Annotated in this window: 32 protein-coding genes and 1 tRNA gene; 12 read left to right on the top strand and 21 right to left on the bottom strand. The window is 60.0% G+C overall.

Annotation, left to right across the window (positions count from 1 at the left end):
• Positions 1–76 precede the first annotated feature (76 nt).
• Positions 77–1,276: an aspartate aminotransferase family protein gene (locus BHMPCIPO_RS03595; protein WP_173515497.1), complete on the bottom strand. Its 1,200-nt coding sequence runs from the start codon at positions 1,274–1,276 to the stop codon at positions 77–79.
• 421 nt (positions 1,277–1,697) lie between these two features.
• Here BHMPCIPO_RS03595 and BHMPCIPO_RS03590 point away from each other — a divergent pair, with 421 nt between their 5' ends.
• The gene (locus tag BHMPCIPO_RS03590) at positions 1,698–2,219 is read left to right on the top strand and encodes a GcrA family cell cycle regulator (RefSeq protein WP_173515496.1); all 522 of its coding nucleotides are present in this window, start codon (positions 1,698–1,700) and stop codon (positions 2,217–2,219) included.
• A gap of 66 nt (positions 2,220–2,285) precedes the next feature.
• Here BHMPCIPO_RS03590 and phoB read toward each other — a convergent pair whose 3' ends face one another.
• From phoB to phoR, 7 genes are all read right to left on the bottom strand, one after another.
• Positions 2,286–2,969 (bottom strand): phosphate regulon transcriptional regulator PhoB, encoded by a 684-nt coding sequence (phoB, locus tag BHMPCIPO_RS03585; protein ID WP_057248102.1) that lies wholly within the window; start codon positions 2,967–2,969, stop codon positions 2,286–2,288.
• A gap of 200 nt (positions 2,970–3,169) precedes the next feature.
• On the bottom strand, positions 3,170–3,883 hold the full coding sequence (gene phoU, locus BHMPCIPO_RS03580; RefSeq protein WP_173518072.1) for a phosphate signaling complex protein PhoU: 714 nt from the start codon (positions 3,881–3,883) through the stop codon (positions 3,170–3,172).
• A 50-nt stretch (positions 3,884–3,933) separates the two neighbouring features.
• Positions 3,934–4,749, bottom strand: a complete 816-nt coding sequence (pstB, locus tag BHMPCIPO_RS03575) for a phosphate ABC transporter ATP-binding protein PstB (protein WP_104662739.1) — start codon at positions 4,747–4,749, stop codon at positions 3,934–3,936.
• 13 nt (positions 4,750–4,762) lie between these two features.
• Positions 4,763–6,085 (bottom strand): phosphate ABC transporter permease PstA, encoded by a 1,323-nt coding sequence (gene pstA / locus BHMPCIPO_RS03570; RefSeq protein ID WP_173515495.1) that lies wholly within the window; start codon positions 6,083–6,085, stop codon positions 4,763–4,765.
• Positions 6,082–7,566, bottom strand: a complete 1,485-nt coding sequence (gene pstC, locus BHMPCIPO_RS03565; protein ID WP_173515494.1) for a phosphate ABC transporter permease subunit PstC — start codon at positions 7,564–7,566, stop codon at positions 6,082–6,084. The genes pstA and pstC overlap by 4 nt, the downstream gene beginning before the upstream one ends.
• Positions 7,567–7,663: 97 nt before the next feature.
• Positions 7,664–8,698 (bottom strand): substrate-binding domain-containing protein, encoded by a 1,035-nt coding sequence (locus BHMPCIPO_RS03560; protein WP_173515493.1) that lies wholly within the window; start codon positions 8,696–8,698, stop codon positions 7,664–7,666.
• 195 nt (positions 8,699–8,893) lie between these two features.
• On the bottom strand, positions 8,894–10,210 hold the full coding sequence (gene phoR, locus BHMPCIPO_RS03555; RefSeq protein WP_210266399.1) for a phosphate regulon sensor histidine kinase PhoR: 1,317 nt from the start codon (positions 10,208–10,210) through the stop codon (positions 8,894–8,896).
• 184 nt (positions 10,211–10,394) lie between these two features.
• Here phoR and ppk2 point away from each other — a divergent pair, with 184 nt between their 5' ends.
• Entirely contained in the window at positions 10,395–11,288 is an 894-nt protein-coding gene (gene ppk2, locus BHMPCIPO_RS03550) for a polyphosphate kinase 2 (protein ID WP_173515491.1), read from the top strand.
• Between the two features lie 108 nt (positions 11,289–11,396).
• Here the strand turns inward: ppk2 and BHMPCIPO_RS03545 are convergent, their stop codons facing one another.
• Positions 11,397–12,599: a biotin transporter BioY gene (locus BHMPCIPO_RS03545; RefSeq protein WP_173515490.1), complete on the bottom strand. Its 1,203-nt coding sequence runs from the start codon at positions 12,597–12,599 to the stop codon at positions 11,397–11,399.
• Positions 12,600–12,940: 341 nt separating this feature from the next.
• Here BHMPCIPO_RS03545 and BHMPCIPO_RS03540 point away from each other — a divergent pair, with 341 nt between their 5' ends.
• Positions 12,941–13,951, top strand: coding sequence for an NAD(P)H-dependent flavin oxidoreductase (locus BHMPCIPO_RS03540; RefSeq protein ID WP_173515489.1), 1,011 nt, complete (start codon positions 12,941–12,943; stop codon positions 13,949–13,951).
• A gap of 76 nt (positions 13,952–14,027) precedes the next feature.
• Positions 14,028–14,103 (top strand) — tRNA-Thr (locus tag BHMPCIPO_RS03535).
• A gap of 138 nt (positions 14,104–14,241) precedes the next feature.
• Here the strand turns inward: BHMPCIPO_RS03535 and BHMPCIPO_RS03530 are convergent.
• From BHMPCIPO_RS03530 to BHMPCIPO_RS03515, 4 genes are all read right to left on the bottom strand, one after another.
• Positions 14,242–14,493, bottom strand: coding sequence for a hypothetical protein (locus BHMPCIPO_RS03530; RefSeq protein WP_173515488.1), 252 nt, complete (start codon positions 14,491–14,493; stop codon positions 14,242–14,244).
• On the bottom strand, positions 14,490–14,906 hold the full coding sequence (locus tag BHMPCIPO_RS03525; RefSeq protein ID WP_173515487.1) for a hypothetical protein: 417 nt from the start codon (positions 14,904–14,906) through the stop codon (positions 14,490–14,492). Before BHMPCIPO_RS03525 ends, BHMPCIPO_RS03530 begins: the two co-directional genes overlap by 4 nt.
• Positions 14,907–15,681: 775 nt before the next feature.
• Positions 15,682–16,269, bottom strand: a complete 588-nt coding sequence (locus BHMPCIPO_RS03520) for a hypothetical protein (protein WP_173515486.1) — start codon at positions 16,267–16,269, stop codon at positions 15,682–15,684.
• 7 nt (positions 16,270–16,276) lie between these two features.
• A complete protein-coding gene (locus BHMPCIPO_RS03515) occupies positions 16,277–16,495 on the bottom strand; it encodes a hypothetical protein (protein ID WP_173515485.1) in 219 nt (72 codons plus the stop codon).
• A gap of 113 nt (positions 16,496–16,608) precedes the next feature.
• Between BHMPCIPO_RS03515 and BHMPCIPO_RS03510 the strand changes: the two genes are divergently transcribed.
• From BHMPCIPO_RS03510 to BHMPCIPO_RS03495, 4 genes are all read left to right on the top strand, one after another.
• Positions 16,609–16,887 carry a hypothetical protein gene (locus tag BHMPCIPO_RS03510; RefSeq protein ID WP_173515484.1) on the top strand — a complete coding sequence of 93 codons (279 nt, stop codon included), beginning with the start codon at positions 16,609–16,611 and terminating at the stop codon, positions 16,885–16,887.
• 104 nt (positions 16,888–16,991) lie between these two features.
• The gene (locus BHMPCIPO_RS03505; protein WP_173515483.1) at positions 16,992–17,282 is read left to right on the top strand and encodes a hypothetical protein; all 291 of its coding nucleotides are present in this window, start codon (positions 16,992–16,994) and stop codon (positions 17,280–17,282) included.
• 17 nt (positions 17,283–17,299) lie between these two features.
• On the top strand, positions 17,300–17,938 hold the full coding sequence (locus BHMPCIPO_RS03500; protein WP_173515482.1) for a hypothetical protein: 639 nt from the start codon (positions 17,300–17,302) through the stop codon (positions 17,936–17,938).
• Between the two features lie 159 nt (positions 17,939–18,097).
• On the top strand, positions 18,098–18,541 hold the full coding sequence (locus BHMPCIPO_RS03495; RefSeq protein WP_312032943.1) for a ribonuclease E inhibitor RraB: 444 nt from the start codon (positions 18,098–18,100) through the stop codon (positions 18,539–18,541).
• A 2-nt stretch (positions 18,542–18,543) separates the two neighbouring features.
• Here BHMPCIPO_RS03495 and BHMPCIPO_RS03490 read toward each other — a convergent pair whose 3' ends face one another.
• From BHMPCIPO_RS03490 to BHMPCIPO_RS03480, 3 genes are all read right to left on the bottom strand, one after another.
• Entirely contained in the window at positions 18,544–18,696 is a 153-nt protein-coding gene (locus BHMPCIPO_RS03490) for an ATP dependent DNA ligase (RefSeq protein WP_312033040.1), read from the bottom strand.
• The gene (locus tag BHMPCIPO_RS33780) at positions 18,687–19,112 is read right to left on the bottom strand and encodes a thermonuclease family protein (RefSeq protein ID WP_173518070.1); all 426 of its coding nucleotides are present in this window, start codon (positions 19,110–19,112) and stop codon (positions 18,687–18,689) included. Before BHMPCIPO_RS33780 ends, BHMPCIPO_RS03490 begins: the two co-directional genes overlap by 10 nt.
• Before the next feature lie 859 nt (positions 19,113–19,971).
• On the bottom strand, positions 19,972–20,160 hold the full coding sequence (locus BHMPCIPO_RS03480) for a DUF1059 domain-containing protein (protein ID WP_173515480.1): 189 nt from the start codon (positions 20,158–20,160) through the stop codon (positions 19,972–19,974).
• Positions 20,161–20,237: 77 nt separating this feature from the next.
• Between BHMPCIPO_RS03480 and BHMPCIPO_RS33775 the strand changes: the two genes are divergently transcribed.
• From BHMPCIPO_RS33775 to BHMPCIPO_RS03465, 3 genes are all read left to right on the top strand, one after another.
• On the top strand, positions 20,238–20,864 hold the full coding sequence (locus BHMPCIPO_RS33775) for a hypothetical protein (protein ID WP_173515479.1): 627 nt from the start codon (positions 20,238–20,240) through the stop codon (positions 20,862–20,864).
• A 421-nt stretch (positions 20,865–21,285) separates the two neighbouring features.
• A complete protein-coding gene (locus BHMPCIPO_RS03470) occupies positions 21,286–21,624 on the top strand; it encodes a hypothetical protein (RefSeq protein WP_173515478.1) in 339 nt (112 codons plus the stop codon).
• An 815-nt stretch (positions 21,625–22,439) separates the two neighbouring features.
• The gene (locus BHMPCIPO_RS03465; RefSeq protein WP_246304258.1) at positions 22,440–22,712 is read left to right on the top strand and encodes a DUF5334 family protein; all 273 of its coding nucleotides are present in this window, start codon (positions 22,440–22,442) and stop codon (positions 22,710–22,712) included.
• Positions 22,713–22,808: 96 nt separating this feature from the next.
• Here the strand turns inward: BHMPCIPO_RS03465 and nadS are convergent, their stop codons facing one another.
• Together nadS and BHMPCIPO_RS03455 are read right to left on the bottom strand one after the other, a co-directional pair.
• Positions 22,809–23,102 (bottom strand): NadS family protein, encoded by a 294-nt coding sequence (gene nadS, locus BHMPCIPO_RS03460; RefSeq protein ID WP_173515477.1) that lies wholly within the window; start codon positions 23,100–23,102, stop codon positions 22,809–22,811.
• 12 nt (positions 23,103–23,114) lie between these two features.
• Positions 23,115–23,585, bottom strand: a complete 471-nt coding sequence (locus BHMPCIPO_RS03455) for a type II toxin-antitoxin system RelE/ParE family toxin (protein WP_173515476.1) — start codon at positions 23,583–23,585, stop codon at positions 23,115–23,117.
• A gap of 436 nt (positions 23,586–24,021) precedes the next feature.
• Between BHMPCIPO_RS03455 and BHMPCIPO_RS03450 the strand changes: the two genes are divergently transcribed.
• Complete coding sequence (locus BHMPCIPO_RS03450; RefSeq protein ID WP_173515475.1) at positions 24,022–24,327, top strand: DUF982 domain-containing protein; 306 nt, start codon at positions 24,022–24,024, stop codon at positions 24,325–24,327.
• Between the two features lie 27 nt (positions 24,328–24,354).
• Here BHMPCIPO_RS03450 and BHMPCIPO_RS03445 read toward each other — a convergent pair whose 3' ends face one another.
• The 3 genes from BHMPCIPO_RS03445 to BHMPCIPO_RS03435 all read right to left on the bottom strand — a co-directional run bounded on the left by BHMPCIPO_RS03445 (position 24,355) and on the right by BHMPCIPO_RS03435 (position 25,259).
• The gene (locus BHMPCIPO_RS03445; protein ID WP_173515474.1) at positions 24,355–24,693 is read right to left on the bottom strand and encodes a DUF1515 family protein; all 339 of its coding nucleotides are present in this window, start codon (positions 24,691–24,693) and stop codon (positions 24,355–24,357) included.
• A gap of 80 nt (positions 24,694–24,773) precedes the next feature.
• Complete coding sequence (locus BHMPCIPO_RS03440) at positions 24,774–24,947, bottom strand: hypothetical protein (RefSeq protein ID WP_173515473.1); 174 nt, start codon at positions 24,945–24,947, stop codon at positions 24,774–24,776.
• A complete protein-coding gene (locus BHMPCIPO_RS03435) occupies positions 24,948–25,259 on the bottom strand; it encodes a cell wall anchor protein (RefSeq protein WP_173515472.1) in 312 nt (103 codons plus the stop codon).
• Positions 25,260–25,282 lie beyond the last annotated feature (23 nt).

The following is a 25,282-nucleotide window of genomic DNA, read 5'->3' as shown; positions in this document are numbered from 1 at the left end:
ATCCCTGGTGCGCACGCATTCCGCGTGAACGCACGAAGATCATTCTAACACCCTGTGTCGGCGTCGGTCCTATCCGTCAAGCAGCGGCGTTGCCGCCGGCCTTCCGCACTGCTTCGGCAGCGCGCTCGATGCGTGCGAGGCCTTCGCGTGCCTCCTCCGCCGTCACCGTCAGCGGCGGCAGCAAACGCAGCACATTGTCGCCGGCCGGCACGGCCAGGAGCTTCTCGGCGCGGATTTCCTTCAAGAGATCGGCCGAAGGACCCTTCACCTTGATGCCCAGCATCAGGCCGTCGCCGCGGATGTCCTCGATGACGTCCGGGTAGCGGTCTTTCAGCGAGGCAAGTCCCTGGCGGAAGACGAGCGCGACATCGCGCACATGGGTGAGGAAGCCGTCAGCGAGGATGACGTCGAGCACGGCATTGCCGACGGCCATCGCCAGCGGGTTGCCGCCATAGGTGGAGCCATGCGTGCCCGCCACCATGCCGGCGGCCGCCTCTTCCGTCGCCAGGCAGGCGCCGAGCGGGAAGCCGCCGCCGATGCCCTTGGCAACGGCCATGATATCCGGGCGGATACCCGCCCATTCATGGGCAAAGAGCTTGCCGGTGCGGCCGACGCCGGTCTGCACCTCATCGAGGATCAGGAGCAGGCCGAACTCGTCGCAGAGCGCGCGCAGTTCCTGCAGGAATTCCTTCGTCGCCGGACGAATGCCGCCCTCGCCCTGGATCGGCTCGATCAGGATCGCGGCGGTCTCTTCTGTGATCGCATTCTTGACGGCCGCAATGTCGCCGAACGGAACCTGGTAGAAGCCAGGGGCCTTTGGTCCGAAGCCTTCAATGTACTTCTGCTGGCCACCGGCGGCGATCGTCGCGATCGTGCGGCCGTGGAAGGCACCCTCGAAGGTGATGATGTGAAACTTCTCCGGCTGGCCGTTGGCGAAGTGGTAGCGCCGCGCCGTCTTGATCGCGCATTCCAGCGCTTCCGCACCGGAATTGGTGAAGAAAACCCGATCGGCGAAAGTGACGGCGGCCAGGCGGCGCCCAAGGCTTTCCTGCCCCGGAACCTCGTAAAGGTTGGAAAGGTGCCAGACCTTCTCGGCCTGCGCCTTCAGCGCCTCGACGAGATGCGGATGCGCGTGGCCGAGCGAGTTCACGGCAACGCCGGCGGCGAAATCGAGGTAGCGCGAGCCGTCTTCGGCGATCAACCAGACGCCCTCTCCTCGCTCGAAACGCAACGGCGCGCGCATGTAGGTATCGTAAAGCGGCGTGGTTGCAGTCATGCGAGGCTCTCCTTCACTCCAATCGGCATCGATCCCGCAGCTTCATGCGGCCCGATAAAAATCAAAAATGCCGCCTTTCGGCGGCGCAGGCACTATTCCCATTTCGCACCGCAATGTCAACAAAACCAAGCCTTGCAGCGCGATGGCGAGACCCGTTTCCCTGCGACGAAAAAATCGTCCGGAAGGGCTTGCAAAAATGCAACGCTGATCGAGCAAGTTGGGGAAAACTACGAATTCGATTCGGCGCGATTCCCCGGACTCTTGCCACGGAGTCCGGCGGTCAGTACGTTAACATTCAATTACTAGACGCATGCGGCGGACCTAGTCACCAAAAGAGTTATCGCGTTTGCAACCTCGGGGTTCAGCCGGGGTGCGGTGAGGGATTCTGCCATCCCCAACGCTGAGAACGGAGAGTGCAGAGATGAACTGGACTGACGAGCGGGTGGAGAAACTGAAGAAGCTTTGGTCCGAGGGCCTGAGCGCAAGCCAGATCGCGGCGCAGCTCGGCGGCGTCAGCCGTAACGCCGTCATCGGCAAGGTTCATCGCCTGAGCCTTCCCGGACGCGCCAAGGCTGGCGGCAGCACCACTGCGGCGGCCCGCCCGAAGCGGCCGACCTCGGCCCCGCGCGCCCCGAACTACGCCTCGCGTGTTTCGACCCGCACCGTTGCCCGTCCGTCCGGCGCCACCGTCCTCAAGGAAGAGATCGAGGTGGATCTCGTGGCCGAGCAGGACTTCAGCATCAGCACCGATGTGGTCGTGCCGATGTCGCGCCGCCTCGAGCTGACCCAGCTCACCGAACGCACCTGCAAGTGGCCGATCGGCGATCCGCTGAAGGAAGAATTCCACTTCTGCGGCAATGACTCGCCGGAGTCCTCGCCCTATTGCAACTTCCATGCACGGCTTGCCTACCAGCCGTCGGCCGAGCGTCGGCGGATGCGCTGAGGCTGCGCACAGGAACAAAAAAAGGGGCTGAGCGGCCCCTTTTTTATTGCCTGTTGTTCGCCCCGCTCAGCTTTCGAGCGAGTAGCCGGCGCCGCGGACCGTGCGGATGACGTCCGGCATGGTCGAGAAATTCAACGCCTTGCGCAGGCGGCCGACATGCACGTCGACGGTCCGCTCGTCGACGTAGATGTCATGGCCCCAGACGCCGTCCAGCAATTGCGAGCGTGAGAAGACCCGGCCCGGAGAGGACATCAGGAACTCGAGCAGGCGGAACTCCGTCGGCCCCAGGCGAACTTCGCGGCTGCGGCGATGGACGCGATGGGTTTCCCGGTCGAGCTCGATGTCGCCGCAGCGCAGCAGCGTCGAGAGCACTTCGGGTTTCGCCCGGCGAAGCATCGCCTTGACGCGAGCCATCAGCTCCGGCGTCGAGAAGGGCTTGACCACATAGTCGTCGGCACCGGTCGCGAGACCACGGACGCGCTCGCTTTCCTCGCCCCGCGCCGTCAGCATGATGATCGGCAGCCGCTCCGTCTCGGGACGCTGGCGCAGCCGACGGCAAAGCTCGATGCCGGAGACGCCGGGCAGCATCCAATCGAGGATCAGAAGGTCGGGCAGGCGTTCCTGGAGCCGGATCTCCGCCTCGTCCCCCCTGAGGATCGTATCGACGTCGAAGCCTTCCGCTTCCAGATTGTAACGCAACAGGACGCTCAGCGCCTCTTCGTCTTCGACCACGGCGATTTTTGGCAACATCAGGTAACGTCTCCTTACCGCGAGCGCCGTGCGGCTCAATGGCCGGACCGGTGCTCAGACACTCTAAACTGGAGCAGTTCCGCCATTTTCAAAGGCGGTGCGAAAGCCGCATGCTTCAGATACAGGCATTCGGGGCCGCGACCGGAGCCGCGACCAGATGATATTCACGGGGCATGCATTGCGAACGGCGCGTCTAACGCTCAGTCGTTGACCGAGCCCAACGTCGACGTATTGTCATCCTTCGGGCGCTCGCCTTCCGGCTGGGCACCCGTCGCCATGTAATAGATCGTCTCGGCGATGTTGGTCGCGTGGTCGCCGATGCGCTCGATGTTCTTGGCGCAGAACAGAAGATGCGTGCAGGGCGTGATGTTGCGCGGATCTTCCATCATGTAGGTCAGCAGCTCGCGGAACAGCGAGGTGTAGATCGCATCGATCTCCTCGTCCCGCTCGCGAATGCTGTTGGCCTTTTCCGGCGAGCGCGAGGCATAAACGTCGAGCACTTCCTTGAGCTGCACCAGGGCGAGCTCGGCGAGATGCTCGAGACCGCGGGCGAGCTTGCGCGGAATGCCGGAACCGGCGACCGCGATCACGCGCTTGGCGGTATTCTTGCCGAGATCGCCGACACGCTCGAGGTCGGCGGCGATGCGGATCGAGCCCATGATCTCGCGAAGGTCGGCGGCGACCGGCTGGCGCTTGGCGATCGTGACGATCGCCTTTTCGCCGATCTGGCGCTCGGCATCGTCGAGAATGGTGTCGTCCGAGATCACCTTCTGCGCCAGAGCCAGGTCGGAATTGACCAGGGCGCGAACGGATTCTGCGACCATCTGCTCGGCGAGACCGCCCATTTCTGAGATGCGGCGCGTCAGGTACTTCAGTTCTTCGTCATAGGCGGACATGATATGCATGGACATGATCGTCGATCCTTGCGGGCGCTTTCCAGTTACTGTTGCAGCCGTCATTGGCCTCAGCCGAAGCGGCCCATGATGTAATCCTGGGTGCGCTGGTCATCCGGGTTGGTGAACATCTTGTCGGTGTCGTTCTCCTCGACGAGATTGCCGAGGTGGAACATGGCGGTGCGCTGCGAAACGCGGGCAGCCTGCTGCATCGAGTGGGTCACGATGACGATCGTGAAGTTCGTGCGCAGTTCGTGGATGAGCTCCTCGACCTTGGCCGTCGCGATCGGATCAAGTGCCGAACAGGGCTCGTCCATCAGGATGACTTCCGGGCTGACGGCAACGGCGCGCGCGATGCAAAGGCGCTGCTGCTGGCCACCGGAAAGGCCGGTGCCCGGTTCGTGCAGGCGATCCTTCACTTCGTTGAACAGGCCGGCCTTCTGCAGGCTGGTTTCGACGATCTCGTCGAAATCCGCCTTGGTGCGGGCAAGCCCATGGATGCGCGGACCGTAGGCGACGTTGTCGTAGATCGACTTCGGGAACGGGTTCGGCTTCTGGAAGACCATGCCGACGCGGGCGCGCAGCTCGACCACATCGATGGTCGGATCGTAGATGTCGTCCTCATCGAGGGTGATCTTGCCGGTGACGCGGCAGTTCTCGATGGTGTCGTTCATGCGGTTCAGCGTGCGCAGGAAGGTCGACTTGCCGCAACCGGACGGGCCGATCAGAGCCGTTACCGTGTTCTCGCGGATGTTGAGGTTGACGTCGAAAAGCGCCCGCTTCTCGCCGTAGTAGACCGACACATCCTTACCGATCATCTTGTAGGGCACAGTGTTCATTTTCTGATCCAAGGCCTTCTCGACTGCTGCTTCTGACATGATGTTCATAGTAATTACCTCACTACCAACGGCGCTCAAAGCGACGTCGCAACAGAATGGCGCCAAGGTTCATGATGACGAGGAAGATGAGAAGAATGATGATCGCGCCGGAGGTGCGCTCGACGAAGGCGCGTTCCGCCTCGTTGGCCCACATGTAGATCTGCACCGGCAGCGCCGTCGACGGCTCCATCGGCGAACCGGGATAGTCGACGACGAAGGCGACCATGCCGATCAACAGGAGCGGCGCGGTTTCGCCGAGCGCGTGGGCAAGGCCGATGATCGTACCGGTCAGAATGCCCGGCATCGCCAGCGGCAGAACGTGATGGAAGATGGTCTGCATCTTTGAGGCGCCGAGACCGAGTGCCGCCGAGCGGATGGACGGCGGAACCGCCTTCAGGGCCGCGCGGGTGGCGATGATGATCGTCGGCAGCGTCATCAGTGTCAGCACGAAGCCGCCGACGACGGCCGCCGAACGCGGCATGCCGGCAAAGTTGATGAAGACGGCGAGGCCCAACAGACCGTAGACGATCGACGGAACGGCCGCGAGGTTGTTGATGTTGACCTCGATCAGGTCGGTGAGCCGGTTCTTCGGCGCGAACTCTTCGAGATAGATCGAGGCGGCAACGCCGATCGGCAGCGACAGCACGAGCACGATCAGCATCATGTAGAACGAGCCGAGGGCGGCAACGCCGACGCCCGCCGCTTCAGGACGGCTGGATGCGCCGAAGGTGAAGATGCCGGTGTTGAAGCTCTTTTTCAGGACGCCGGCCTCGGCAAGCTGGTTCATCCAGGTGACCTGCTGGTCCTTGACCTTGCGCTTGCTCTCTTCGACCTTGAGGTCGATCTGCCCCTTGTAGGCGGAGTCGATGTTGGCTTCCGCCAGCAGGGTGACCGGAACGGTCTTGCCGATGATGGACGGATCCGCCACGACCAGGTCGCGCAGCAGCGTACGGGAGCTTGCAGAGACCATGTCGGTCGCCTGCTTGACCAGCGGCCGCTTGCTCGCATCGATGCCGAGCTGCTTGACGAGCGCCTCGCGCACCAGCAGCGGATAGTTGGCGGTCATCAGCACCTTGCCGTCGGTCGTGCGTTCGCCTTTGGGGTCGATGACCTTTTCGGTGAATTCGATCGGCAGCGTGATCGTCGTCTGCTGGAACGCGGTGTAGCCGTTGGAAATGACGGTCCACAGCAGCAGCGCCAGGAAGAAGAGACCGATGCTGATGGCGGCAATGCCGTAGGCGCGGAACCGGCGCTCGGCGGCATAACGGCGCTTGATGCCGATATCGCGCTTTGCGGATGCGGGACGGGCGGAGATCCGGACGGTCGGGGAAGCGATGTCGGTCATTCGTACTGTTCCCGGTATTTGCGCACGATGTAGAGCGCGTAAATGTTGAGGCCGAGCGTGATGACGAAGAGCGTGATGCCCAATGCGAAGGCGACCAGCGTCTGCGGCGAGGTGAACTCGAGGTCGCCCGTCAACTGGTTGACGATCTTCACGGTCACGGTCGTCATCGGCTCGAAGGGGTTGATCTGCATGCGGGCGGCGACACCGGCCGCCAGCACCACGATCATCGTTTCGCCGACGGCGCGAGACGCGGTCAGAAGCAGCGCGCCGACAATGCCCGGAAGGGCTGCCGGAAGGATGACCTTCTTCACCGTTTCCGAGCGGGTGGCGCCGAGACCCAGCGACCCGTCACGCAGTGCGCGCGGCACCTGGGTGATGATGTCGTCGGAGAGCGACGACACGAACGGGATCAGCATGATGCCCATGACGATGCCGGCGGTGACCACGCTCTGCGCCTGGATGAAGTTCTGGTAGTTGCCGGTGGCAAGACCGTTCAGCTGCGCCGAGATGTCACGCAGGAACGGACCGACGGTCACCAGCGCGAAGAAACCGTAGACGATGGTCGGGATGCCGGCGAGCACTTCGAGCAGCGGCTTTGCGGTCGAACGCAAGCGCGGGTTCGCATATTCCGCCATGTAGATGGCCGCGAAAAGGCCGATCGGCACCGCAAACAGCATGGCGACGAAGGCGATGTAGAGCGTGCCTGCGAGAAGCGGGAGAAGGCCGAACTGGCCGGAGGCGCCACCGCTGCCGGCAGCGGCGAAGCGCGGATCCCAAACGGTGCCGAAGAAGAACTCGAACGGCGAGACCATGGTGAAGAAGCGACCGGCTTCCGACAGCATCGAGGCAACGATACCGACCGTCGTCAGGATGGCGATCGAAGATGCGACGATCAGCGAGCCGAGAATGACCCGTTCGACCTGGTTGCGCGCGCGGAAGCGGGTGGCGACGTTGCGGATGGCGTAGATGCCGCCGGCGATTGCGACCAGCAGAACGGCGGCCGTCATGAGCCAGCGATTGGCAACGGTCATCGCGTTGAAATGCTGGGCGACGGTGACCATGTAGGGCTCGCCTTCGCCGGCAAGGGCAACGCCCTTGGATGCGAGCGTCGAGCGAAGATTGGCGCTACCGTTTTCGAGCGCCGAAAGCTCCTCGCCGCTCAAGCGCAGCAGGCCGCCGGCAACGGATTTGACCTGGCCGAGCGCGAGCTGAACCGCGGCCCCGCCCTGACTCTGGACGGTGTCCGGCAGGGCGGCGCGCGTGCTTCCGTCGATATAGATGGGTGCCGCAATCAGCCAGGTGCCGAGAACGAGCGCCGCTGGCAGCATCGCCCAGATGGCGACGTAGCTACCGTGGTAGCCCGGCAAGGAATGGAGGTTGGAGAGCTTGCCGCCAGACTGCGCCAGCGACCGTGCGCGACCGGCAAAATAGGCAATGAAACCAATAACAACAATTAGCAAAAGAAGGAGCGAAGTACTCATCGGCACGTCTCCCCGGCATCGCCCGTCCATGAGCCGCCGGCAAATCGAATGAAGGCATGCCCCGGCGCGAAAAAGGTCGCGCCGGGGCTTGTCGTTATCAGAGCATGTTGCCGGCTTCGAAGCCCTTGCGAATTTCTTCGCGCTCGGCGTCCGGAGCAGCAACCAGGCCGTACTCGGCGAGCGGGCCGTCCGGGCCGATCATCTGGTCGTCGATGAAGAACTCAACATATTCCTTGAGGCCCGGAATGACGCCGAGGTGAGCCTTCTTGACGTAGAAGAACAGCGGGCGGGAAACCGGATACTCGCCGGAAGCGATCGTTTCGGTCGAGGGTACGATGCCGTTGACGGTCGCGACCTTCAGCTTGTCGGCGTTGTTTTCGTAGAAGGACAGGCCGAAGACGCCGATGCCGTTCTTGTTGGCAGCGATACGGGCGAGCGTTTCGGTGTAGTCGCCGTCGATGTCGACGGCCATGCCGTCCTTACGGACTGCGACGCACTTGCTGTGCTGCTGCTTTTCGTCGGAAACGGCAGCCTTGATGACGTCAACGGCGCCAGCTTCCTTGCAACCTGCAGCGAGGATCTTCTCTTCGAAGACTTCGCGGGTGCCGTGCTTTTCGCCCGGGATGAAAGCGGCGATATCAACGTCCGGAAGCGCGGAGTTGACTTCCGACCACTTCTTGTAGGGGTTGGCAACGATCTTGCCGTCGACGACGACTTCAGCAGCGAGCGCCTTGTAGAGATCGACCGGCTTCAGGGCGAGGTCGGCATTGCCGGCGTCGGTTGCGAAGACGATGCCGTCATAACCGATCTTGACTTCCTGGATTTCGGTCACGCCGGCGGCCTTGCAGGCCTCGACTTCCTTGTCCTTGATCTTGCGCGAGGAGTTGGCGATGTCGATGGTGTCCGGGCCGACGCCCTTGCAGAATTCCTTCAGGCCGGCGGAGGAGCCGCCGGATTCAACGACCGGGGTCTTGAAATCGGGGAAGGTCTCGCCGAACGTCTCGGCGACGATCTTAGCGTAGGGAAGAACGGTCGAGGAACCAGCGACCTGAACCTGGTCACGGGCGGCGGCTGCGCCGGCAAATGCGGCAGACGCTACCAGCGCCGCGACAGTGAGTTTAAGAGCTTTCATAAAAGTTCTCCCAGAATGGGCTTGTGTTGGTGTGCGCCAAGCGTTGCAGCGCTCTTCGCCGTCTTATCGGCTGCCCCTAGTTAGCCGCCGATAGCCACACCTTTTATGTCAGTTTGACGAAACATTTATGACAGCTCATGCCATTGAAAACACTAAGATAAAATGAACGTACCCAGGCTTTCCCGCGCCAATATGTCAGAACCGGACCGTAAAAGTCGTACCTTTGCCGATCTCTGAATGGATCAGCAGCCGAGCACGGTGGCGGGTGAGGATGTGCTTGACAATGGCGAGGCCCAATCCGGTGCCCTTTTTCGATCGACTGGCCTCGACATTGACCCGGTAAAACCGCTCGGTAATGCGCGGTACATGCTCGGCGGGAATGCCCGGCCCGTAGTCCTTCACGATCACTTCCGCCTGGGCGTCCTCTTCGCCGCCGCGCAGGATTATGTCGACCTTCTTGCCCTCCTGGCCATACTTGCAGGCGTTTTCGATCAGGTTCTCGAAGACCTCGATGAGTTCGTCGCGGTCACCCTGCACGACGACGGGCCTGTCCGGCACCACGAGAGAGACCGTGACATCGAGGTCCTTCGCCAACGGCAGCAGGCTGTCGCGGACATGGCCAAGCAAGGGCGCGAGGTCCACCGGATCGTCGGGCGCGATATGCGAGCGCAGTTCCAGTCGCGAAAGCGACAGGAGATCATCGACGAGGCGGCTCATGCGCGTGACCTGCTCGTGCATGATGCCGAAGAATTTCTCCTGCGCCTTCAGGTCGTTGCGCGCCGGGCCCTGGAGGGTCTCGATGAAACCGCGCAGCGATGCCAGCGGCGTCCGCAACTCGTGGCTGGCATTGGCGACGAAGTCCGAACGCATGCGGTCTATGCGGCGTGCCTGCGAGATATCGCGGTAGGTCAGCAGGAATATCCGCCTGCCCGCCCCGTCGCCGGGAACCTCGGCCGGTGCAACGCGCACGATATAGACCGCATCCGACGGCAAGCGTTCGGTATGTTCGATCTGGTTGGCCTTTCCGGTCGCCATCGTCTCGCGAACCATGTCGAGAATGCCCGGCGAGCGCACCTTTGCGGCCAGATAGGTGTTTGGCGGTATGGTGCCGAAGGCCTTTTCCGCAGCGATGTTCTGGAAGACCACCGTCTCGTCGGCGGCCACCACCAGCACCGGCATGTCGAGCGCATTCAGCGCGGGCGCCAGCGGATCGCTGGTCGGGCCAGCCGCAACCACAGCCTTGGTGGGGCTCAAGATCACCGAGGCCGGCGCGCTACGATTCAGCAAAGCTGCAACCAGAACGATCCAAAACGGCAAAACGATGAGAAAGTGGATGCCGGCGATGGTCGCAAGGATTGCCAGCAGCAGAGTAAGGCTCAGCAGCCAGCGCTCTGCTTTCAGCCGCGGAACCAGGTCCCGCCAGAACGCTTTCGAACCGTCCACCGCGACATCCTCATGAATCACTTTCTCTACCTCCCGGACCAAAATGGCCGAGGAATAGCGATCCTTCATGACATGATTTTCACGACCGGCTTGAATCCGCAATGCAATTGTGGCCTCCTCCAAGGAAATCGAGCCCCGGGCACCGCGTCTTTTCGGCGCTGTCCGGAGCTCCGAGAGTTTGAAAACGCGCATGATCCCGCCGATGATCGAAGCCGGTTTTCGGAGCCGTGCGCCAGGCCGAAGGGGCGAGCAGATGGCGTTAGCGGAGACGGAAAAGGCGGAAAGCCGCGCAGTGGAGTTGCAGATCGGCGGCAAGAGCCGCATCTTCGACATCGACAATCCCGAGTTGCCGAAGTGGATCGACGACGCGGCCTTCTCTTCCGACGATTATCCCTACAAGAAGAAACTCGACGAGGAAGAATATTTGGCGACGCTGGAGAAACTCCAGATCGAACTCGTCAAGGTTCAGCTCTGGCAGCAGAAGACCGGAAAACGCATCATGGCGCTGTTCGAGGGCCGCGACGCGGCCGGCAAGGGCGGCGCGATCCATGCGACGATGGATAACCTGAACCCGCGCTGGGCCCGTATCGTAGCGCTGACGAAGCCGACGGAGACCGAACACGGGCAATGGTATTTCCAGCGCTATGTCGCGACCATGCCGACGGCAGGCGAATTCGTGCTGTTCGACCGTTCCTGGTACAACCGCGCCGGCGTCGAGCCGGTCATGGGCTTCTGCACGCCCGAGCAGCACAAGCAGTTCCTGAAGCAGGTGCCGCGCTTCGAGAAGATGATCGTGCATGAGGATATCCAGTTCTTCAAATTCTGGATCAACATCGGCCGCGAGATGCAGCTCAAGCGCTTCCACGATCGCCGCCACGATCCGCTGAAGATCTGGAAGCTCTCACCGATGGACATCGCCGCCCTCAACAAATGGGACGACTACACGGCAAAGCGTGACGAGATGCTGAAGGCGACGCACACGGACCACGCACCCTGGACCGTGGTGCGCGGCAACGACAAGCGGCGCGCACGCCTCAATCTCATCCGCCATATCCTTTGCGCGCTCGACTATGACGGCAAGGACAAGGATGCGATCGGCGCGGTCGACGACAAGATCGTCGGATCCGGCCCGGGCTTTCTGAAGTAGCGCTCAAACGTCGGTGACCGGACGCCATGCCCGGATCGGCGGCGAAAACGGTCGCCCGTCCGGCGCCCAGCGGTTCGTAGGCGCCCCAGGGCCCTCGACCGGGGAAGCTTATTGGCCCGGAAGAACGCGAATGGCGTAAAGGTTGAGGCTCTTGCCTTCGCCGCTGATATCGCTGTTGATCACGATCCGGCCGGCGGAATTCGGCGCAAGGCTGCGATCGAAGGTGATCTTGAACAGCATGTCGAGCCGCTCGTCATGCACCGTGAAGCGATGACGGCCGCATTCGCCGAGCGAAGAGAAATTGCACTCGACGGCGAACTCGGTCGTCTTGCCCGGCTGCGCCTGCACTGTCAGCGCCATAGTCGAGGTTTTACCGGAAAGCTGCGCCAGGACTGCCGCCGGGATCTCGATGGTGATGTCGCCTTCCGTTTCGGCGGAAGAAGAGGTGAGCTGGATACGCTTGCCGCCATCGTCATCCACCGGTTCGGCCTTGGCGCGTGAGCCGGCTGTGACCGCGCCGGCGTTTGTCGGCGCGAAAACCTCCACCCAATCGCCGGTGAAGCCCTGCTGAGCGCCGAGAGTTTGCAGACCCGCCGCCCCGTCGAAATCTTCCGATGCCACCGACGCCGGCGGATTGGCGACGTTGGTGTCGCGTTCGGCCGCGGATTTCAGGAGGTCATTGGTCTGCACCCACCAGGCGGCAGCACCCGCGGCGGCGGCGAGGGTGACGACGACCATGGTGAACGACAGAAAGCGGCTGCGCTTGCGGCGCCGCCTTCGATCGGTATCGCCGCGAACTTCCGGCGCGGCGGCGGTGACCTCCGCGCCCTTTGCCATTGTATCTGCAGCCGCATGCGTCGAAACGACCGGGCCGTCACGTTCGGCGCGAAGTCCACCGAGACCACCGTCTCCCGCCGTGGAACGGGGCGCATCGGCCGCAAAGCCAGGCTCGCGGCGATCCGCCTGAGGAGACTGTGGTTGGGTTTGAGGCCGGGATTGCGGCTCGACACGCGGCTGCTCCGGTCCGCGTGCGCGGACATTTTCGTCGACGCTGGTGACGGGCGGAGTGGCGGCGGGAGGCACCGGCGGCCGTGCCCGCAGGGCCGCCCGCTCCTCCGTTTCGATCGCATGGATCACCGCCTCCAGCCGATGGCGCTGCTGGGCGATGACGTTGACGTCGTCAATTCCCTGCTTCTGCAATCCGGCTTCCAGCGCCTGACGGGCCGACTGGTAGATGCGGGCACGTGTTTCCGCGCTGGCGCGGTCGGAGCGCTCCAGCGCGTTTCTGATTGCAGTCTCAAGTCCGCTCACATCAAGTCCTCTGTGTAGGCAGGGCTTTGGGCCTGCCGGCGCACTCCGGCCGATCGGCCCCTCGAACTGTCCCCAAGGGCCCCAACGGTTAAATCTGGAGGCACGCCGTTGGTTTTGTTAACAATTGCGTAACCGCTGCTTTCGGAATCCGCAAGTCCGGCGGCCAAGTCGACCGACCAAGCCCGGGGAAAACGCGACAACTTCGCGGGCGTTCGCAAGGATAGGCCCGCGCCGCCAGCGCGAAAACCACCTCTTTGCAAGCGACGAACTTGCTGCTATCTATTTTGACGTTTACGCAAACGTCAAAAATTTGATGCGCCAATCGAGGGATGGAGAAACCGATGCCGCTTCCGCCAATTCTTTCCGGAACGACGAGACTGCCTGTCGTTGGCGCCCCTCTGTTCATCATCTCGAATCCGCAGTTGACGATTGCGCAATGCAAGGCCGGCGTGATCGGCGCCTTCCCGGCGCTCAACGCGCGCCCGCAATCGCAACTCGACGAATGGCTCGCCGAGATCACCGAGACGCTCGCCGATCACGACGCCAGGAACCCGACGCGGCGCGCAGCACCCTTCGCCGTCAACCAGATCGTGCACAAGTCCAATGCGCGGCTCGAGCAGGACCTGATGCTCTGCATCAAGTACAAGGTTCCCGTCGTGATCTCCTCGCTCGGCGCCGTGCCCGAGGTCAACGCCGCTATCCATTCCTATGGCGGCATCGTGCTGCATGACGTCATCAACAACCGCCACGCCAATTCGGCGATCCGCAAGGGCGCCGACGGCCTGATCGCGGTTGCCGCCGGTGCCGGCGGGCATGCCGGCACGCTTTCCCCGTTTGCGCTCGTCCAGGAGATCCGCTCGTGGTTCGACGGGCCGCTGCTCCTCTCGGGCGCAATCGCCACCGGCGGCGCCATCCTGGCGGCGCAGGCGATGGGTGCCGACATGGCCTATATCGGCTCGCCGTTCATCGCGACGGAAGAGGCGCGCGCCACCGACGCCTACAAGCAGATGATCGTCGACAGCAACGCCACCGACATCGTCTATTCCAATTACTTCACAGGCATTCACGGCAACTACCTCAAGCCGTCGATCGCCGCTGCCGGCATGGATCCGGACAATCTGCCGGAGGCGGACCCGTCGAAGATGGACTTCGGCGCCGCGACCGAAGGGGCCAAGGCCTGGAAGGACATCTGGGGCTGCGGCCAGGGCATCGGCGCAGTCAAGGAAGTGACCTCCGTCGCCCGTCTCGTTGATCGGCTCGAGCGCGAATACGACGCGGCACGCACCCGCCTTGGCCTGAACGCCATGCCTGTCGCAGCCACCAACAAGGAATTTTCAAGTTCTCGAAACTGATGGCTTGAAATCTTGACGCTTTGCGTTTATCAGCGCCTCACATTCGTTCCGCGGTCTGCTGCGGAACCGCCTCCGGGCCGCTTTAGCTCAGTCGGTAGAGCACATCATTCGTAATGATGGGGTCACGTGTTCGAGTCACGTAAGCGGCACCATTCTTCTCAAGCACTTAGCAGACCGATCAACTAGACCTGCTACCTCCGACCAGCGTCGGGGTAACACTCTGGGTAACGGAAACGAAAAAGCCCGCTCGGTCGGATCCAGCGGGCCTAACGCGACGGGCTGCTGATTTTTCAGACGGGGTCGCCGCAAATCAGCACGAAACTATGCTCGTGTTCGATGACCGAACGCCAACTCCGGCCAGGATTCGCCCTGCGCATGGTAGCTGCCAGCTGCTCCGCGAGGTAGCTCGCCACCTCCTGCGGGTCGGCCGTTTCGATCCAGTTTTGCAGATCGAATGCGACCTGTTCCGACTGAGCCGCCACCGGGGGCGCCACTAGAACCGCGATCCCGCCGAGTACGGATCTCCTATTGAGCAAAGTCATTGGGCGACCTCCTTGTTACGGGCGCCCATGCCGCCAAACTGCTTGAAGGCATTTGCCTTCGCCTCAGCGAGCCGCCAATGCGCAATGACTTCCTCGCGTGTCTCGTCTCGAAACTCGGCAGGGCAATTGTCGTAGGAGCGTAGAATGTCTTCCAGAGTGGTGTCTTTGTATCGACGATAGCTACCCCGACCGGTTGGAACGACAGGGTTTGCTGTCCGACCCAGCCCGTCGACTGCAAAGCCGCAACAGTACTCCATCTTCTGCGACGGATAGATCACCGCATGGCAATTCAGGTCGTAATCGTTCAGGGCACGAGAAAGCTCGTGGGCCAGACGGTTCACTATTGCGGCGGGCAGTTCTTCTTGGACTTTAGGCAAGCCTTCGGCGGCTGCCTGAACTGTTGTGTTCGGCATCGTTCGCTTCCTCATTTGCGTTAATCGATACTTAAGGTATTATATGATACCCAAGGTATCGTCAATACCTGGGGTATCGTTTTGGAGGCTAGATGATAACGAGTGAACAGGTCCGAGCGGCACGGGCGCTTCTTCGGTGGGAACAAAAGCATCTAGCCGAGGCTTCGTCAGTCTCTCTTCCAACCATTAAGCGCCTTGAGGGGCAATCTGGTGCCCTGAAAGCCCAAGACCGCACGGTCGAAGCAATTAGGCAGACATTGGAAGAGGCAGGCATCGCATTTCTTGACGACGGCCAGATGGCAGACGGCGGCCTGGGAGTGAGATTCGCAAAATGAGTATTTGGAATCAAACTCTCATCGTCGTCGGAGCGGTGAGCAGCATCCTGACAATCATCAGCTTCTTCCTGCCTATAAAGTCGGCTTCATCGAAGTATGTTCACGCCGTTTACGTAGCGTTGGTTGCTGGGGTAGTCTCTATTGCGACCTCCCAATCGCTGCAGATTTCGAGACTTAACGATATCGCGCGCACTGCTGACAAACTCGTAGAAGACCGCGAAATGCACTTCACGCATCGAGGTTACGTTCAAGCTTCCCTTGCGTTTCTGGAAAAGAACAGAGACCTATATCCGGATACATACCTCAGAGCCCTGAGCTTGTGTGCGCAATTCTCTTGCGACAAGCCAGATGGAGACGCCCACATCGTCGACCTAGCTTTCACTATGTCAGGCCTTATCCGTGGCCTCGGCACCATGTCGAACTAGCTGGCATTCAGTTCCTTACTGCTGATCCCAACTGACCTCCATGCGTCCACCAAGCGTCACAACGGCCCGATTTATTTGTCGGAAGTTTGGAGACTTGTTGCGATGTCCTCGGGTCTGAAAATAGCGCTTTGTGCGGCTTTCCTCATCGAGGTCGCGCATCGTCCATTTGATCTCATAGCAACGACTGCGAACCTGATCTAAGGAAACAACGCCGGTGATCTTGTACGGCTTCTTGTTGCGTTTCCAGCCGTAATACCTAGCCACGGCTTGAATATTCTCCCAAGCCACGTCAGGGAATGTTGCGCAAATCTCTTCTCGTGTCGCGGATGGATAGAGCTTTCGAAGCTTCTGCTTGTCGAGAGGACCCCATTGGCGCCGACGCTTGGCCAGCCCAAGAACCTGGCATCGGTTCTGGATAGCTCTCGCCGTGCGATTGTAAAGGATCTGCCGAAGGGCAAAGTAGTCCGGATAGAATAGCCGGCACACTAAGTCCTCTTCTGCGCTCCAGACACGCTGCCCGAAGAGCGTAAATCCGGTTCGCAGGATCCTTGCTCGGACCCGCTCGGCAGCGGCGGCATTCCTTGCATGAAATGCCAGCGTCATAGCCCTGCTATGCCTTCTTCACTCTCATGGTCCTGTAGGCGTTGAACGTGCCAGCCTTATCGGTGAACAGCGCCGTTACGACATCCGGTAACGCGTTCAACTCTCGAAGCTGCGTCGCCAGTTCGGCGAACTGAAGCTTCATCTTATCGACCTCAGCAGCCTTGACTTTCTCAATCTTCGCCTCGATTTCTGCCTTCTGTTTCAGCAGTTCTGTAAGCTCCGACATGACTCCTCCATAGGGTGGCATCGAGAGGCCTTCATCTCAGTGCCTTGCCGTTTGCCTGGCGAATCACAAAATCATCTTTTCCAAGTTATCCACAGCCTCAGAGGCGGATCACAATGTCGCTAACCACCGCTTTCGTCTCCGAACTCGTCTGGGCGGCTAATCAGGTCGATCAGTTGACCGAGTTCGAGAAGCGTCGGCTGCTTGAGCGCGCTATGGTGACGATCCGAGAGCTTCGAAACCAGGTTGGAGACCTGACCGGAGGCGCCACGCCGGATCCAGTGAGCTACTTGCAGTCTACCGCCAACGCCATGCAAGACTCTGAACGGGTATCAACGGCAATGCTCGACGCCGCGGGAATGATCCGGACTCTACGAATTATCCTGCACGGCTGATGGCGCAAACCCTCGTCCTATCATCCTGCAAGCCCTTCGGTCAGTTTACTCTTGCGTGTTTCTCACGCCAGATGCACTTATAGTGCGTAGGCAGAGGAAAATCGATGAAGTTCAATTTTCGCGCGAGAGCGCGCTTGATGTCACGGCTATTTGTCCGGCTGGCTTGGACGACTACGCAACAGAAATGGACGACCTCATTTGTGCTCGCCGGTATGGTATTGGCGACAATGGTTACGCCTGGGCTGGGCATCGCCGTCTTCGGAACCGCGTTCGCCGGATGGTGGCTCGCCGTTTTCCTGGCGACGGTGTTCTTTGGCCTTCTAGGGAATCGCGTAGGCGTCGGGCGTGAGAAGGCGAGGATTTTGCGTGACCAAGCGGCTGCACGGCGGGATTAACACGAAGCAATGCGCTGATGATGTGGCAATGGCTCTCTCAACTGCAAGGCGCGCAGGCCAGCCTGATTGGCTCCTTCGCTGGTTTTGTTTTCGGCGTTTTTGCTCTGATCATAGGGGCATGGGTAAACTTCTCTCTGAATCGGAAGCGGGATGCCTTATTGCGGTCGGAGGAAGCGGACGCCGTCGCCTCGGCCTTGCTTAGCGAGATGATACTGTTGCGCGCCGAATTGGGAAGGGTTGCCAACATCGTGGCATATAGGGTCAGATCGAACGAACGGTTCGACAAGCATTTTCTTGAGCATGTCCAGCTACCAGACCCGATTCTCTTCACGGCATTCGCGAGTAAGCTAGGTATTCTCGACCCTAAAATTTGCTTTGCGATTACCGACTTCTATTCAAAGCTGCAACTCGTTCGCTCTTGGTTGCCGCTACTTGTCGAAAACGAGGAGCGGCGCTTTTCCTACAATCCGTTAGCTGTCCTTGAACCGGCGGTAGAAGCCATTGACGGACTGGAGGAGACGCTGGCGACCATATCGACAAAATTGAAAGTCGCTCCGCCGGTACGCGCATTCGATATTGGTAAAGCGCGAGACACGATGGAGTACGAGAAAGAAAGGGTTGAGAATCAAATTATCACCTTCGCGGACGAGATTTAGACTGCACCTCTCGCCTCGGAAGCTGCTAGGCCATGGGTGCGCCGCGGCGCGATCAATTCACTCATCAGTGGGGCTACGGGCTAATTTATCTTGCGCCGGTTTCGAGGCCGGCAGCAAGTATCTCGGTAGACGGAGCCCAATTGTGCCGGAGGTCTGAGCGTGGTGACGGGGCTGGCGGGGGAACTGAAGGGGCTGCAAATGGTGGAAATGCTTCAAGGCATTCTGTTCGGTGTCGTTACCGCGACTATTCTAGACACGATTGGGGTGAATGAGGCTCGGCTGCAGGCTGAGAGAGCGGCTGACGCTGACGTGCTCGCCAGCCTACACCAAAATGGCGACTGCGCTTCCGCACTTCGCTCAATCGACCTTCGCTTCGTTGGCTCTGAGCCAGGAATATCAGAGCTCTCCGCAAGCTCTGCAGACCTCGGCTTGGCTGTCATCCAGTCAGCGCAAATGCCGGACGGTGTAACAGCTATAGACTTGTCGGCGCAGTCGGATGCCCTGCCTTCCTCAATTGATCGCTTGACTTTGAAGGCGCTGAAAATCGAAACACGGTTCAATTTACGATATGACGGCTGGGGCACAGTCGCAACGAAGTGCTAATCTCATTCGTGATTGCTGATTTCGTACACCTCGGAGGGCCCCTCCATTTCACGCACGCCTTTGAATGAGGGGTGTCGAAGCTTTTCGTCTTGCGTCCAGGCGCGATACTCAATGTCGGCGACCAGCAGCGGTTCGGCAAAGACCTCTAACCGCACCACGACTGCTTGAACCCAATCCAACGGTGCGCCAGTCCCTCATCGACAAGTTGGCCGCCGAGCGATTGACCGCCGCGGTAGACTTCGCGCAGTTTCCGGCCGTATTTGTCCTCGTCACGTAAGCCGGCCTTGAGACCGAAGGCGCCGGCATTCAGAAGCGACTGTAAACGGATTTTGGCTTGCTCACCCAGCGCCTTCTCTTCGGCGCAACGCGGCTCGCTGATCTCGGGCGTGTCAATATCCGCGATGCGGTACTTCACGCCATCAAGCCAAAAGGTGTCACCGTCGACGACGCACGTTGTCCGCACGCTCGTTGTGCATATGGGGAAGGATGCGGAAATGGTGTCTTCCGGCGGGACGGTCGCCCAGCCATAGGCTCCGCCTATCACGATGCCAGCGAGAGGCAACACAAACACCCAAGGGGATAAACCCCTTCTAGGTGCCGCCGTGCGTTTGGTCGGATTGAATTTGGTGGACCTCCCCAGGGCCTCACGCGACGCTCGCGGCTTGCCTGTCCCTTTTGAAGGCAGGTCTTTACCAAACACGGAATTGGCGACAAGTATCGCGCCAAGTAGCACGCCACCTATCAGCAGCGCGAAGGGCGAGCGACTTCCGCCACCACCTCCACCTCCCCATAGCCTACGACGGCGCGCCTCGGCGTCATTTGGAAATAGAAGCAGAAGTGGGCCGAGCACCAAAGCACGGCGACTTAACTGGTATGGCTCGCGCACATCTGGTCCCCTCAAACCAAAACTGCAGATCCCCGCTTTTTGTATACCCCTGCGCCGGACGATAGCACACGTTAAAATTTAGAGAAGCCTAAATAAGCCTTGACTGTAGCTTGTATTATGAGACGCTGAAATGTCTAGGTTGTGGTGCGCGGGGGAACCAATGAGCGTCTACAGGATGAGGCACACGCCACTGGAGCGGGATTGTATGCCGAGCGCATGGTGGCTGAGCCGCTTTACTGAAGAAGAGCGTGCGGCCGAACTGAAGCACTGCTACCATGCCATTAAACTGCGAGAGGAAGCCTCAGAAGCATGGTGTAATGCTTGGCTGCAGCAGGCGGTTACAAGATGCATCCACTGCGGCAATCCGATGAGTTCATGGACCGCCACGGACCCTGAAAATCCTTTATGCGACATCTGTCTCTGACGGTGTCACGCTGTCGTCACGATCGGTCGCCAAGAGGAATTCATCTCGTCATTGACCACGGATGTACTGGCAATGGCTGCAGGAAGGGTCGGGTCAGCCCGGCCTTTCTTGTTGTTAGCCTCACGACTGGCAGATGATCTTCGCGACCTCTTCGCGGTCTTCCTTAGACCACCGTTCGGGGCTTTCACCGTGAGCGGTCGCGCCGTGAAGCTCAATGTGCTTCCACAGTTCGGCTTCGGTCTCGGCTGTGAATGATCCTGGACAGGCTTCCATGCCGGGGAAGTCCTTGCACCGGTAAGTGTATGCCATCGCGTCACCCTCCCATTTTCCCTCGCAGGATATCATGTGGTGGCCCTCAATGCCGAACGGCCCGCGCGAAATCGATCGTGGAAGGCATCAGCATCAATCATCGGATCGAACGTGGCGGAGCCGCCGCCCACGAAGCCGAGATCATCGACGTTCTGGCGGAAGAGCTTTGGAAAGTACCGGAGGCGATAGCGAAGGATCTGGTTGGGATCGACGCCACGAAACGAGACGACGCCGAGGCAGTAATCACGAGCGCGTTGCTCTCGGCTTTGACCAGCCGCTTCGAATGCGCGTTCTTTATGCCGGAGTATCACGGCATGGGGCCGTCGAGCTACCAGTCGTCACGTGAGGGCGCGTCGAGCGTCGGAGGAAAATCAAAGCGACCGTGGAACCTCCTCCCCGGGGCCGCCGTTTTACAGACGGGCTCCAGCACTCCCTTACTCCTGCTGGGGCCACGAGCACAGCACACCCTGCATTTGGCCCCATTGTCGCCTTTCGGGGCCATTTTTTTTGCCATCGGGGTCATGTGCGCCGCCGCTGGCATCGGGTTGGTAAGGCTCGGTCATGGGTCATACAGCTCACGTCCGGCGGCCTTGCATATCTTTCGCCAAACGCTTCCGCCAAGTAGCGGTATCCGGAGCAGTTCGGCCGATGGCACATTCTTCAAATCTTCAGCCGTCTCATATCCGAAGATTTTGAGCTCCTGAAGGAGCCATGGGTGCAAGTTCAAGTCTTCGAGCTTCGTCATGCCCGCATAAGAACAGACCCTGTCGCAGGGCGCAATTGTCGGATTCGACATGGTGCGACCCGCACTCGAAGACCGTTTTCCTTGGCCCCAGGTGCCGGCGGGGCCCGGGCCCGGACCTAAGTCCGGCATGCTCAGGCAAAGGTCTTAGCCGCGTTGCTCAATCCGAATTCACCCGCCATGGTAGTTGCGCACCAATGAGCACCGGACAGCCCTCCGTCATTGGCGCCAAGTGACCCCAGAGCGCGACCCCAGCCCCAAGCGACCCAGCGCTCTGGGGCCTGCCCTCAGGGCGATGTTCCACAACAGCCGAGCGCGCGGCGGTTCATCTGAGGTTCAGGCTCGGTCGCCCAAAGTAAGCATCACATAGGGAGGAGTCTGCTATGAAGAAGCTCTTGTCCGCTTTCGCAGCGATTGGCTTGGCTGCAACTTTCGCCCTGCCGGTAAACGCCGCACCGCTGTTCGTGCCGAAACCCGAACAAGTGCAGACCGGCACTGTCGAACAGGTCCACTGGCGCCATCATCGTCATTGGCGCGCAGATCGTCGATGGGATCGCCGCTGGGATAGACGGCATGCTCGACATGACTGCCGCTACTACGGCAGGTGCTACCCCCGCCATTACGGGTACTATGGTGGATACCGTGACCGCGGCTATTACGGTTATCGCGACTATTACCGCTACCAGCGTCGATCTGGCGTCACCGTCTATTTTGACTTCTAGCCGGTAACGCTCGCGTGCTTAACACCGCCCTTGAGAACCCCGGGGCGGAGTCTCGATTGCGTCGTGATATGTGGAGGTTGCCAAGACCACGCGGTACCAGCTCGGCGCGCTCAAATATAGCAGCAACGCTAATTTAGCATTTCAGACTCGACTCTTCATTAAGTTGTGCCATGATCCCCGAGGGAATTGGGGGAAGTACAATTGAAATCTGTTATATTTTCGCGGCTTAGCCTAGCCGTGGTGATGGCGTTTGCCTTATCGAGCTGCACGACGACACAGGCAGAATTTCGCAAAGATCCCACGCGCGTGACCAAGTCCGCGCTCTGTCGGACCTTCATAACGAACACCGATCTAGCCTTTACACACGAACTGACTGGCGAGCTGGCACGTCGCCGCATCGACCCAATCGAATGCATGAACATGGTGCAGCAGGAGAACCAAGCTGCAGCCGCCGTTGTCGCCGTTGCATTGGTGGGAACCGCCATCGCCGTCTGCGCGAACAATGACTGCGGTAGCGGCTATTATCCCACCCCAACGTATCCCGGGAATTGCCAATACTCATGGCAGCGAGACGCGGCTGGCAACCGTTGCGGCAGAAGAAGCGCTTCGTCGCGGCCAGGAGGTTGGTGATGCAGCGTGGGAAAGTCATCGATCGGATTGTGTTGGCTCTGGCGCTTATATTCATGTCTGCAAACATGGCAGCCGCGCACGGCGGTGGATGCAGGAAGAGTTCACCGCCTGGTCAATGCTGCCACATGGACAAGAAAGCTGGCTCCGTACACTGCCACTGAGATCGAGCCCCAAGGGAGGACTGAATGAACCGCATGATTTTGCTCGTATTGGCCACTGTACTTTCCGGGCCTGCTTACGGTTGGGACGGGACCGACACGGAAACAGGCGCGTCGATTGAGATCGGAAAAGGGAACTTAGTCCGAGAAGGACGGGATATCGAAATCTACGACTCCGAGGCCGGCAGCTATCGCGACGTGACGATCGAAGACATTAATCGCTACGGGTCGGGCGTCGAGATCGAGGTTTATGACAGCGAAAGTGGCGAGTATCGCACCTTTGAAATGGAAGATGACTGATGTTAGGCGCTGCCAGCCCAAATGCATAAGGCGGCCACTGTGGCCGCCTCGATACACCAATCTATACTGCACAAACGCCGTTTGCAGCGAAAACTGTTAGCCTGTTTGCAGCACGCGCTCGGCGGTTTCGGGCGCTTCTTCGATTATCCGAAGAAGCATGCGCGCTGAGCCTTCAGGCTTTCGCCTTCCTTGCTCCCAGTTTTGTACTGTTGCCAAAGGAAAACCAAAGGCAGCAGCAAACTCCCGTTGGCTCATCTTCAGGTTTTCTCTGATGGCTTTTACATCGACTTGGTCAGGGACCTTGACGATACGGACTCTGGCCTTCGACTCATCACCACCGGCGTACTCTAGCGCTTCTTTCAGCCCTTCAAGTATCTTGGAACCGGACATCTGCATTTCCCTTCAAGCGAGTTGACCCGAAATTGTGTCCTCCCATTTGAGGCGGTACTGATCTGTAAGTTCGCGAACCAGTTTTGCCATCTCGATTTCCTCCCGTTTGCTTAGTCTCAGCCTCTCGCCCTTCGCATAAACAGCAAGAATAAACAGAGGCATGTTCAAGTCGTGATAGAAGTAGCAAATCCGAACGCCTTTGCTTCGGCCTTTGCCTTGGCCCTTCCAACGAAGCTTCCGTATTCCTCCCGTCTCCGGAATTACATCACCGCTCTCAGGATTGACCGCGAGGAAGTCGAATAGCTGGTTCGCCTCTTCCTCACTTAGGAGCCGCTTCAGATCCCTCTGCGCGCTCTTGAGTTCAGCAATTGTAATCGGGTAGGCCGCGCCCCCGCGTTCAAGTCGGACTACTTTCAACACAGACCCTACCCTCTCCTTGTTTCCAAGATTCAGATCGCCCCGTGCCCTGTATATATACGCCATTGGCGTACATGTCAACGTAATGCCTTAAAAGATTTAAAGTTTCGTTAACCTCCGCTGACGGCATCAATGCCGAGATGAGAGGTCCACGCTGTCTAGGTGGCATGGTGGTCCGACGATTGGTTGATCGACCCTAACGTTCATCGCCGATACTGACCGCCCTCCCGCTGCCCCGCCTCAATCCGCTGCAGGATCTCGCGAGTAACGCGCATGTCGACCGCCAGACTGTTCAACGTGTCCTCGATCGGCAGCAAGGTCGGCTCACCCGAAAAGCGCTTTCGTTCCGAAGCTCCTCTACCGCATTCGCATACTCCGTACGACGAATTTACTAGCCCCGCCCCCGCGACGACTGCTGTATCGACGTTGAAGGGTGTGGCCTGTCGCAGTATAATTTTATGTTATTTTTTTTCAGACCGTTAGCATACGGAAGGAGGACATCATGCGCCTTCCTGAGATACCTTGGGCGGTCCCGTTATCTGTTCGTCTGCAGTCAGGATCGAACCGTATTTTCGCCTCTGTCTACGACGCACTGGACTTTCTGGAACATGAGTGGCCGATACGGCACGGACAAGGATATAAGCGAGCCGTCATGACGTGCCGCGGTGCATTGAACCACTCTGTTCCAGCAGCGGCCGCGCGCGAGGCCTTCATCGGCGCGTGCTTTGAGGCTGGTATGGCGACGTCGGCCGTTGCTACCCACCATCATGTGCGCTCACGATCTCCTGGCAACAAGCCATTAGCCTGACAACGCCATGGTTCGCCCCTGCCGGCGCTACTGAACTCCGATCTTAACCGATAGCCACTTCCAGAATGTCGTGATGGCGGCTCCGGCCGATCCGGCCAAGAAAACGACGAGCATCTGCATGCCTATGAAGCGCTCGCGCCAACGCTTGATATCGGAGATGATCGGCGCCGCGTCTGCCATCTGTTGCTTCAGGCTTTCGACCTCGGCGCGGCTGCGTGCTGCTTCCTGCCTTACCTGCTCGAGCTCGGCGTAAATCCGCGCCCTGCCCTGCTTGCTTTCGTCCTGTCCTCGTTCGACCGCATCAGCGAGAGCATCAAGCTTGCCTTCGAGCCTGCCAATTGCACGCTCTGAATTCCCGTCAATCATCTTGCCCCTCGTGTCAGCAAAGCTGTTCGTGCTGAAAAAGATGGACCGGCCCCCGAGGATGAGAGCCGGCCCGATGATGCTTACTGCTGATTCTTCGGCGCCAGATAGGTCAGGACCGCCGGGAGGCCGATAGTGAGCGCGTAGAGCGCGAGATAGCCGTACCAGGGCGTGCCTTCAGGCATGAAGGGAACGCCTGCCGAGCCAGCGAGAGCGCCGCCGACGCCTGCGCCGAGTGCTTTCGAGATGCCGCCCATTTACTGAGCCTCCTTGAGAGCGAGAGAGATGGTCGCATAGGCCGTTGCCGCGACGACGAGAGCGTTGGCCGCGGTGACGCTACCAGGATCGGCGCAGATGACGCGCACGCCGTTGTAGGCCGCCGCTTCCTTGGCAATGGTCGAAGCCTTGATATTGCCGGAGACCGAGGCCGCCACGAAAGCGGCGTGGGCCGTCTCGAGCAAAGCGCAGGTCTTCGGCAGGCTCGTCTTGATCGCAGTGTCGATCGAGCCGGTGGTGGTGCAAGCGGACAGCACAAAGGCCGCCGCCGATACGATGATCAGCGAACGCATGTTCGATTCCTTCGATGTTGGAG

This window comes from Ensifer sesbaniae (assembly GCF_013283665.1).
Classification (GTDB): Bacteria; Pseudomonadota; Alphaproteobacteria; order Rhizobiales; family Rhizobiaceae; genus Ensifer; species Ensifer sesbaniae.
The sequence above is the reverse complement of the archived record's forward strand: the minus strand, read 5'-3'. Positions and strand labels throughout refer to the sequence as shown.

What these genes read in the sequence shown, in the direction of transcription:
- nadS (WP_173515477.1), bottom strand. Translation starts at nt 23,102, where the DNA reads ATGTCCGGTTCCAAGATACTTGAAGGGCTGAAAGAAGCGCTAGAGTAC.
- BHMPCIPO_RS03470 (WP_173515478.1), top strand. Translation starts at nt 21,286, where the DNA reads ATGAAGAAGCTCTTGTCCGCTTTCGCAGCGATTGGCTTGGCTGCAACT.
- pstA (WP_173515495.1), bottom strand. Translation starts at nt 6,085, where the DNA reads ATGACCGACATCGCTTCCCCGACCGTCCGGATCTCCGCCCGTCCCGCA.
- pstC (WP_173515494.1), bottom strand. Translation starts at nt 7,566, where the DNA reads ATGAGTACTTCGCTCCTTCTTTTGCTAATTGTTGTTATTGGTTTCATT.
- BHMPCIPO_RS03450 (WP_173515475.1), top strand. Translation starts at nt 24,022, where the DNA reads ATGCGCCTTCCTGAGATACCTTGGGCGGTCCCGTTATCTGTTCGTCTG.
- BHMPCIPO_RS03465 (WP_246304258.1), top strand. Translation starts at nt 22,440, where the DNA reads ATGAACCGCATGATTTTGCTCGTATTGGCCACTGTACTTTCCGGGCCT.
- BHMPCIPO_RS03500 (WP_173515482.1), top strand. Translation starts at nt 17,300, where the DNA reads ATGATGTGGCAATGGCTCTCTCAACTGCAAGGCGCGCAGGCCAGCCTG.
- BHMPCIPO_RS03515 (WP_173515485.1), bottom strand. Translation starts at nt 16,495, where the DNA reads ATGTCGGAGCTTACAGAACTGCTGAAACAGAAGGCAGAAATCGAGGCG.
- BHMPCIPO_RS03530 (WP_173515488.1), bottom strand. Translation starts at nt 14,493, where the DNA reads ATGACTTTGCTCAATAGGAGATCCGTACTCGGCGGGATCGCGGTTCTA.
- BHMPCIPO_RS03590 (WP_173515496.1), top strand. Translation starts at nt 1,698, where the DNA reads ATGAACTGGACTGACGAGCGGGTGGAGAAACTGAAGAAGCTTTGGTCC.
- BHMPCIPO_RS03560 (WP_173515493.1), bottom strand. Translation starts at nt 8,698, where the DNA reads ATGAAAGCTCTTAAACTCACTGTCGCGGCGCTGGTAGCGTCTGCCGCA.
- BHMPCIPO_RS03455 (WP_173515476.1), bottom strand. Translation starts at nt 23,585, where the DNA reads ATGGCGTATATATACAGGGCACGGGGCGATCTGAATCTTGGAAACAAG.
- BHMPCIPO_RS03445 (WP_173515474.1), bottom strand. Translation starts at nt 24,693, where the DNA reads ATGATTGACGGGAATTCAGAGCGTGCAATTGGCAGGCTCGAAGGCAAG.
- BHMPCIPO_RS03520 (WP_173515486.1), bottom strand. Translation starts at nt 16,269, where the DNA reads ATGACGCTGGCATTTCATGCAAGGAATGCCGCCGCTGCCGAGCGGGTC.
- BHMPCIPO_RS03595 (WP_173515497.1), bottom strand. Translation starts at nt 1,276, where the DNA reads ATGACTGCAACCACGCCGCTTTACGATACCTACATGCGCGCGCCGTTG.
- phoB (WP_057248102.1), bottom strand. Translation starts at nt 2,969, where the DNA reads ATGTTGCCAAAAATCGCCGTGGTCGAAGACGAAGAGGCGCTGAGCGTC.
- BHMPCIPO_RS03505 (WP_173515483.1), top strand. Translation starts at nt 16,992, where the DNA reads ATGAAGTTCAATTTTCGCGCGAGAGCGCGCTTGATGTCACGGCTATTT.
- BHMPCIPO_RS03540 (WP_173515489.1), top strand. Translation starts at nt 12,941, where the DNA reads ATGCCGCTTCCGCCAATTCTTTCCGGAACGACGAGACTGCCTGTCGTT.
- ppk2 (WP_173515491.1), top strand. Translation starts at nt 10,395, where the DNA reads ATGGCGTTAGCGGAGACGGAAAAGGCGGAAAGCCGCGCAGTGGAGTTG.
- pstB (WP_104662739.1), bottom strand. Translation starts at nt 4,749, where the DNA reads ATGAACATCATGTCAGAAGCAGCAGTCGAGAAGGCCTTGGATCAGAAA.
- BHMPCIPO_RS03440 (WP_173515473.1), bottom strand. Translation starts at nt 24,947, where the DNA reads ATGGGCGGCATCTCGAAAGCACTCGGCGCAGGCGTCGGCGGCGCTCTC.
- BHMPCIPO_RS03435 (WP_173515472.1), bottom strand. Translation starts at nt 25,259, where the DNA reads ATGCGTTCGCTGATCATCGTATCGGCGGCGGCCTTTGTGCTGTCCGCT.
- BHMPCIPO_RS03480 (WP_173515480.1), bottom strand. Translation starts at nt 20,160, where the DNA reads ATGGCATACACTTACCGGTGCAAGGACTTCCCCGGCATGGAAGCCTGT.
- phoR (WP_210266399.1), bottom strand. Translation starts at nt 10,210, where the DNA reads ATGAAGGATCGCTATTCCTCGGCCATTTTGGTCCGGGAGGTAGAGAAA.
- BHMPCIPO_RS03510 (WP_173515484.1), top strand. Translation starts at nt 16,609, where the DNA reads ATGTCGCTAACCACCGCTTTCGTCTCCGAACTCGTCTGGGCGGCTAAT.
- BHMPCIPO_RS03525 (WP_173515487.1), bottom strand. Translation starts at nt 14,906, where the DNA reads ATGCCGAACACAACAGTTCAGGCAGCCGCCGAAGGCTTGCCTAAAGTC.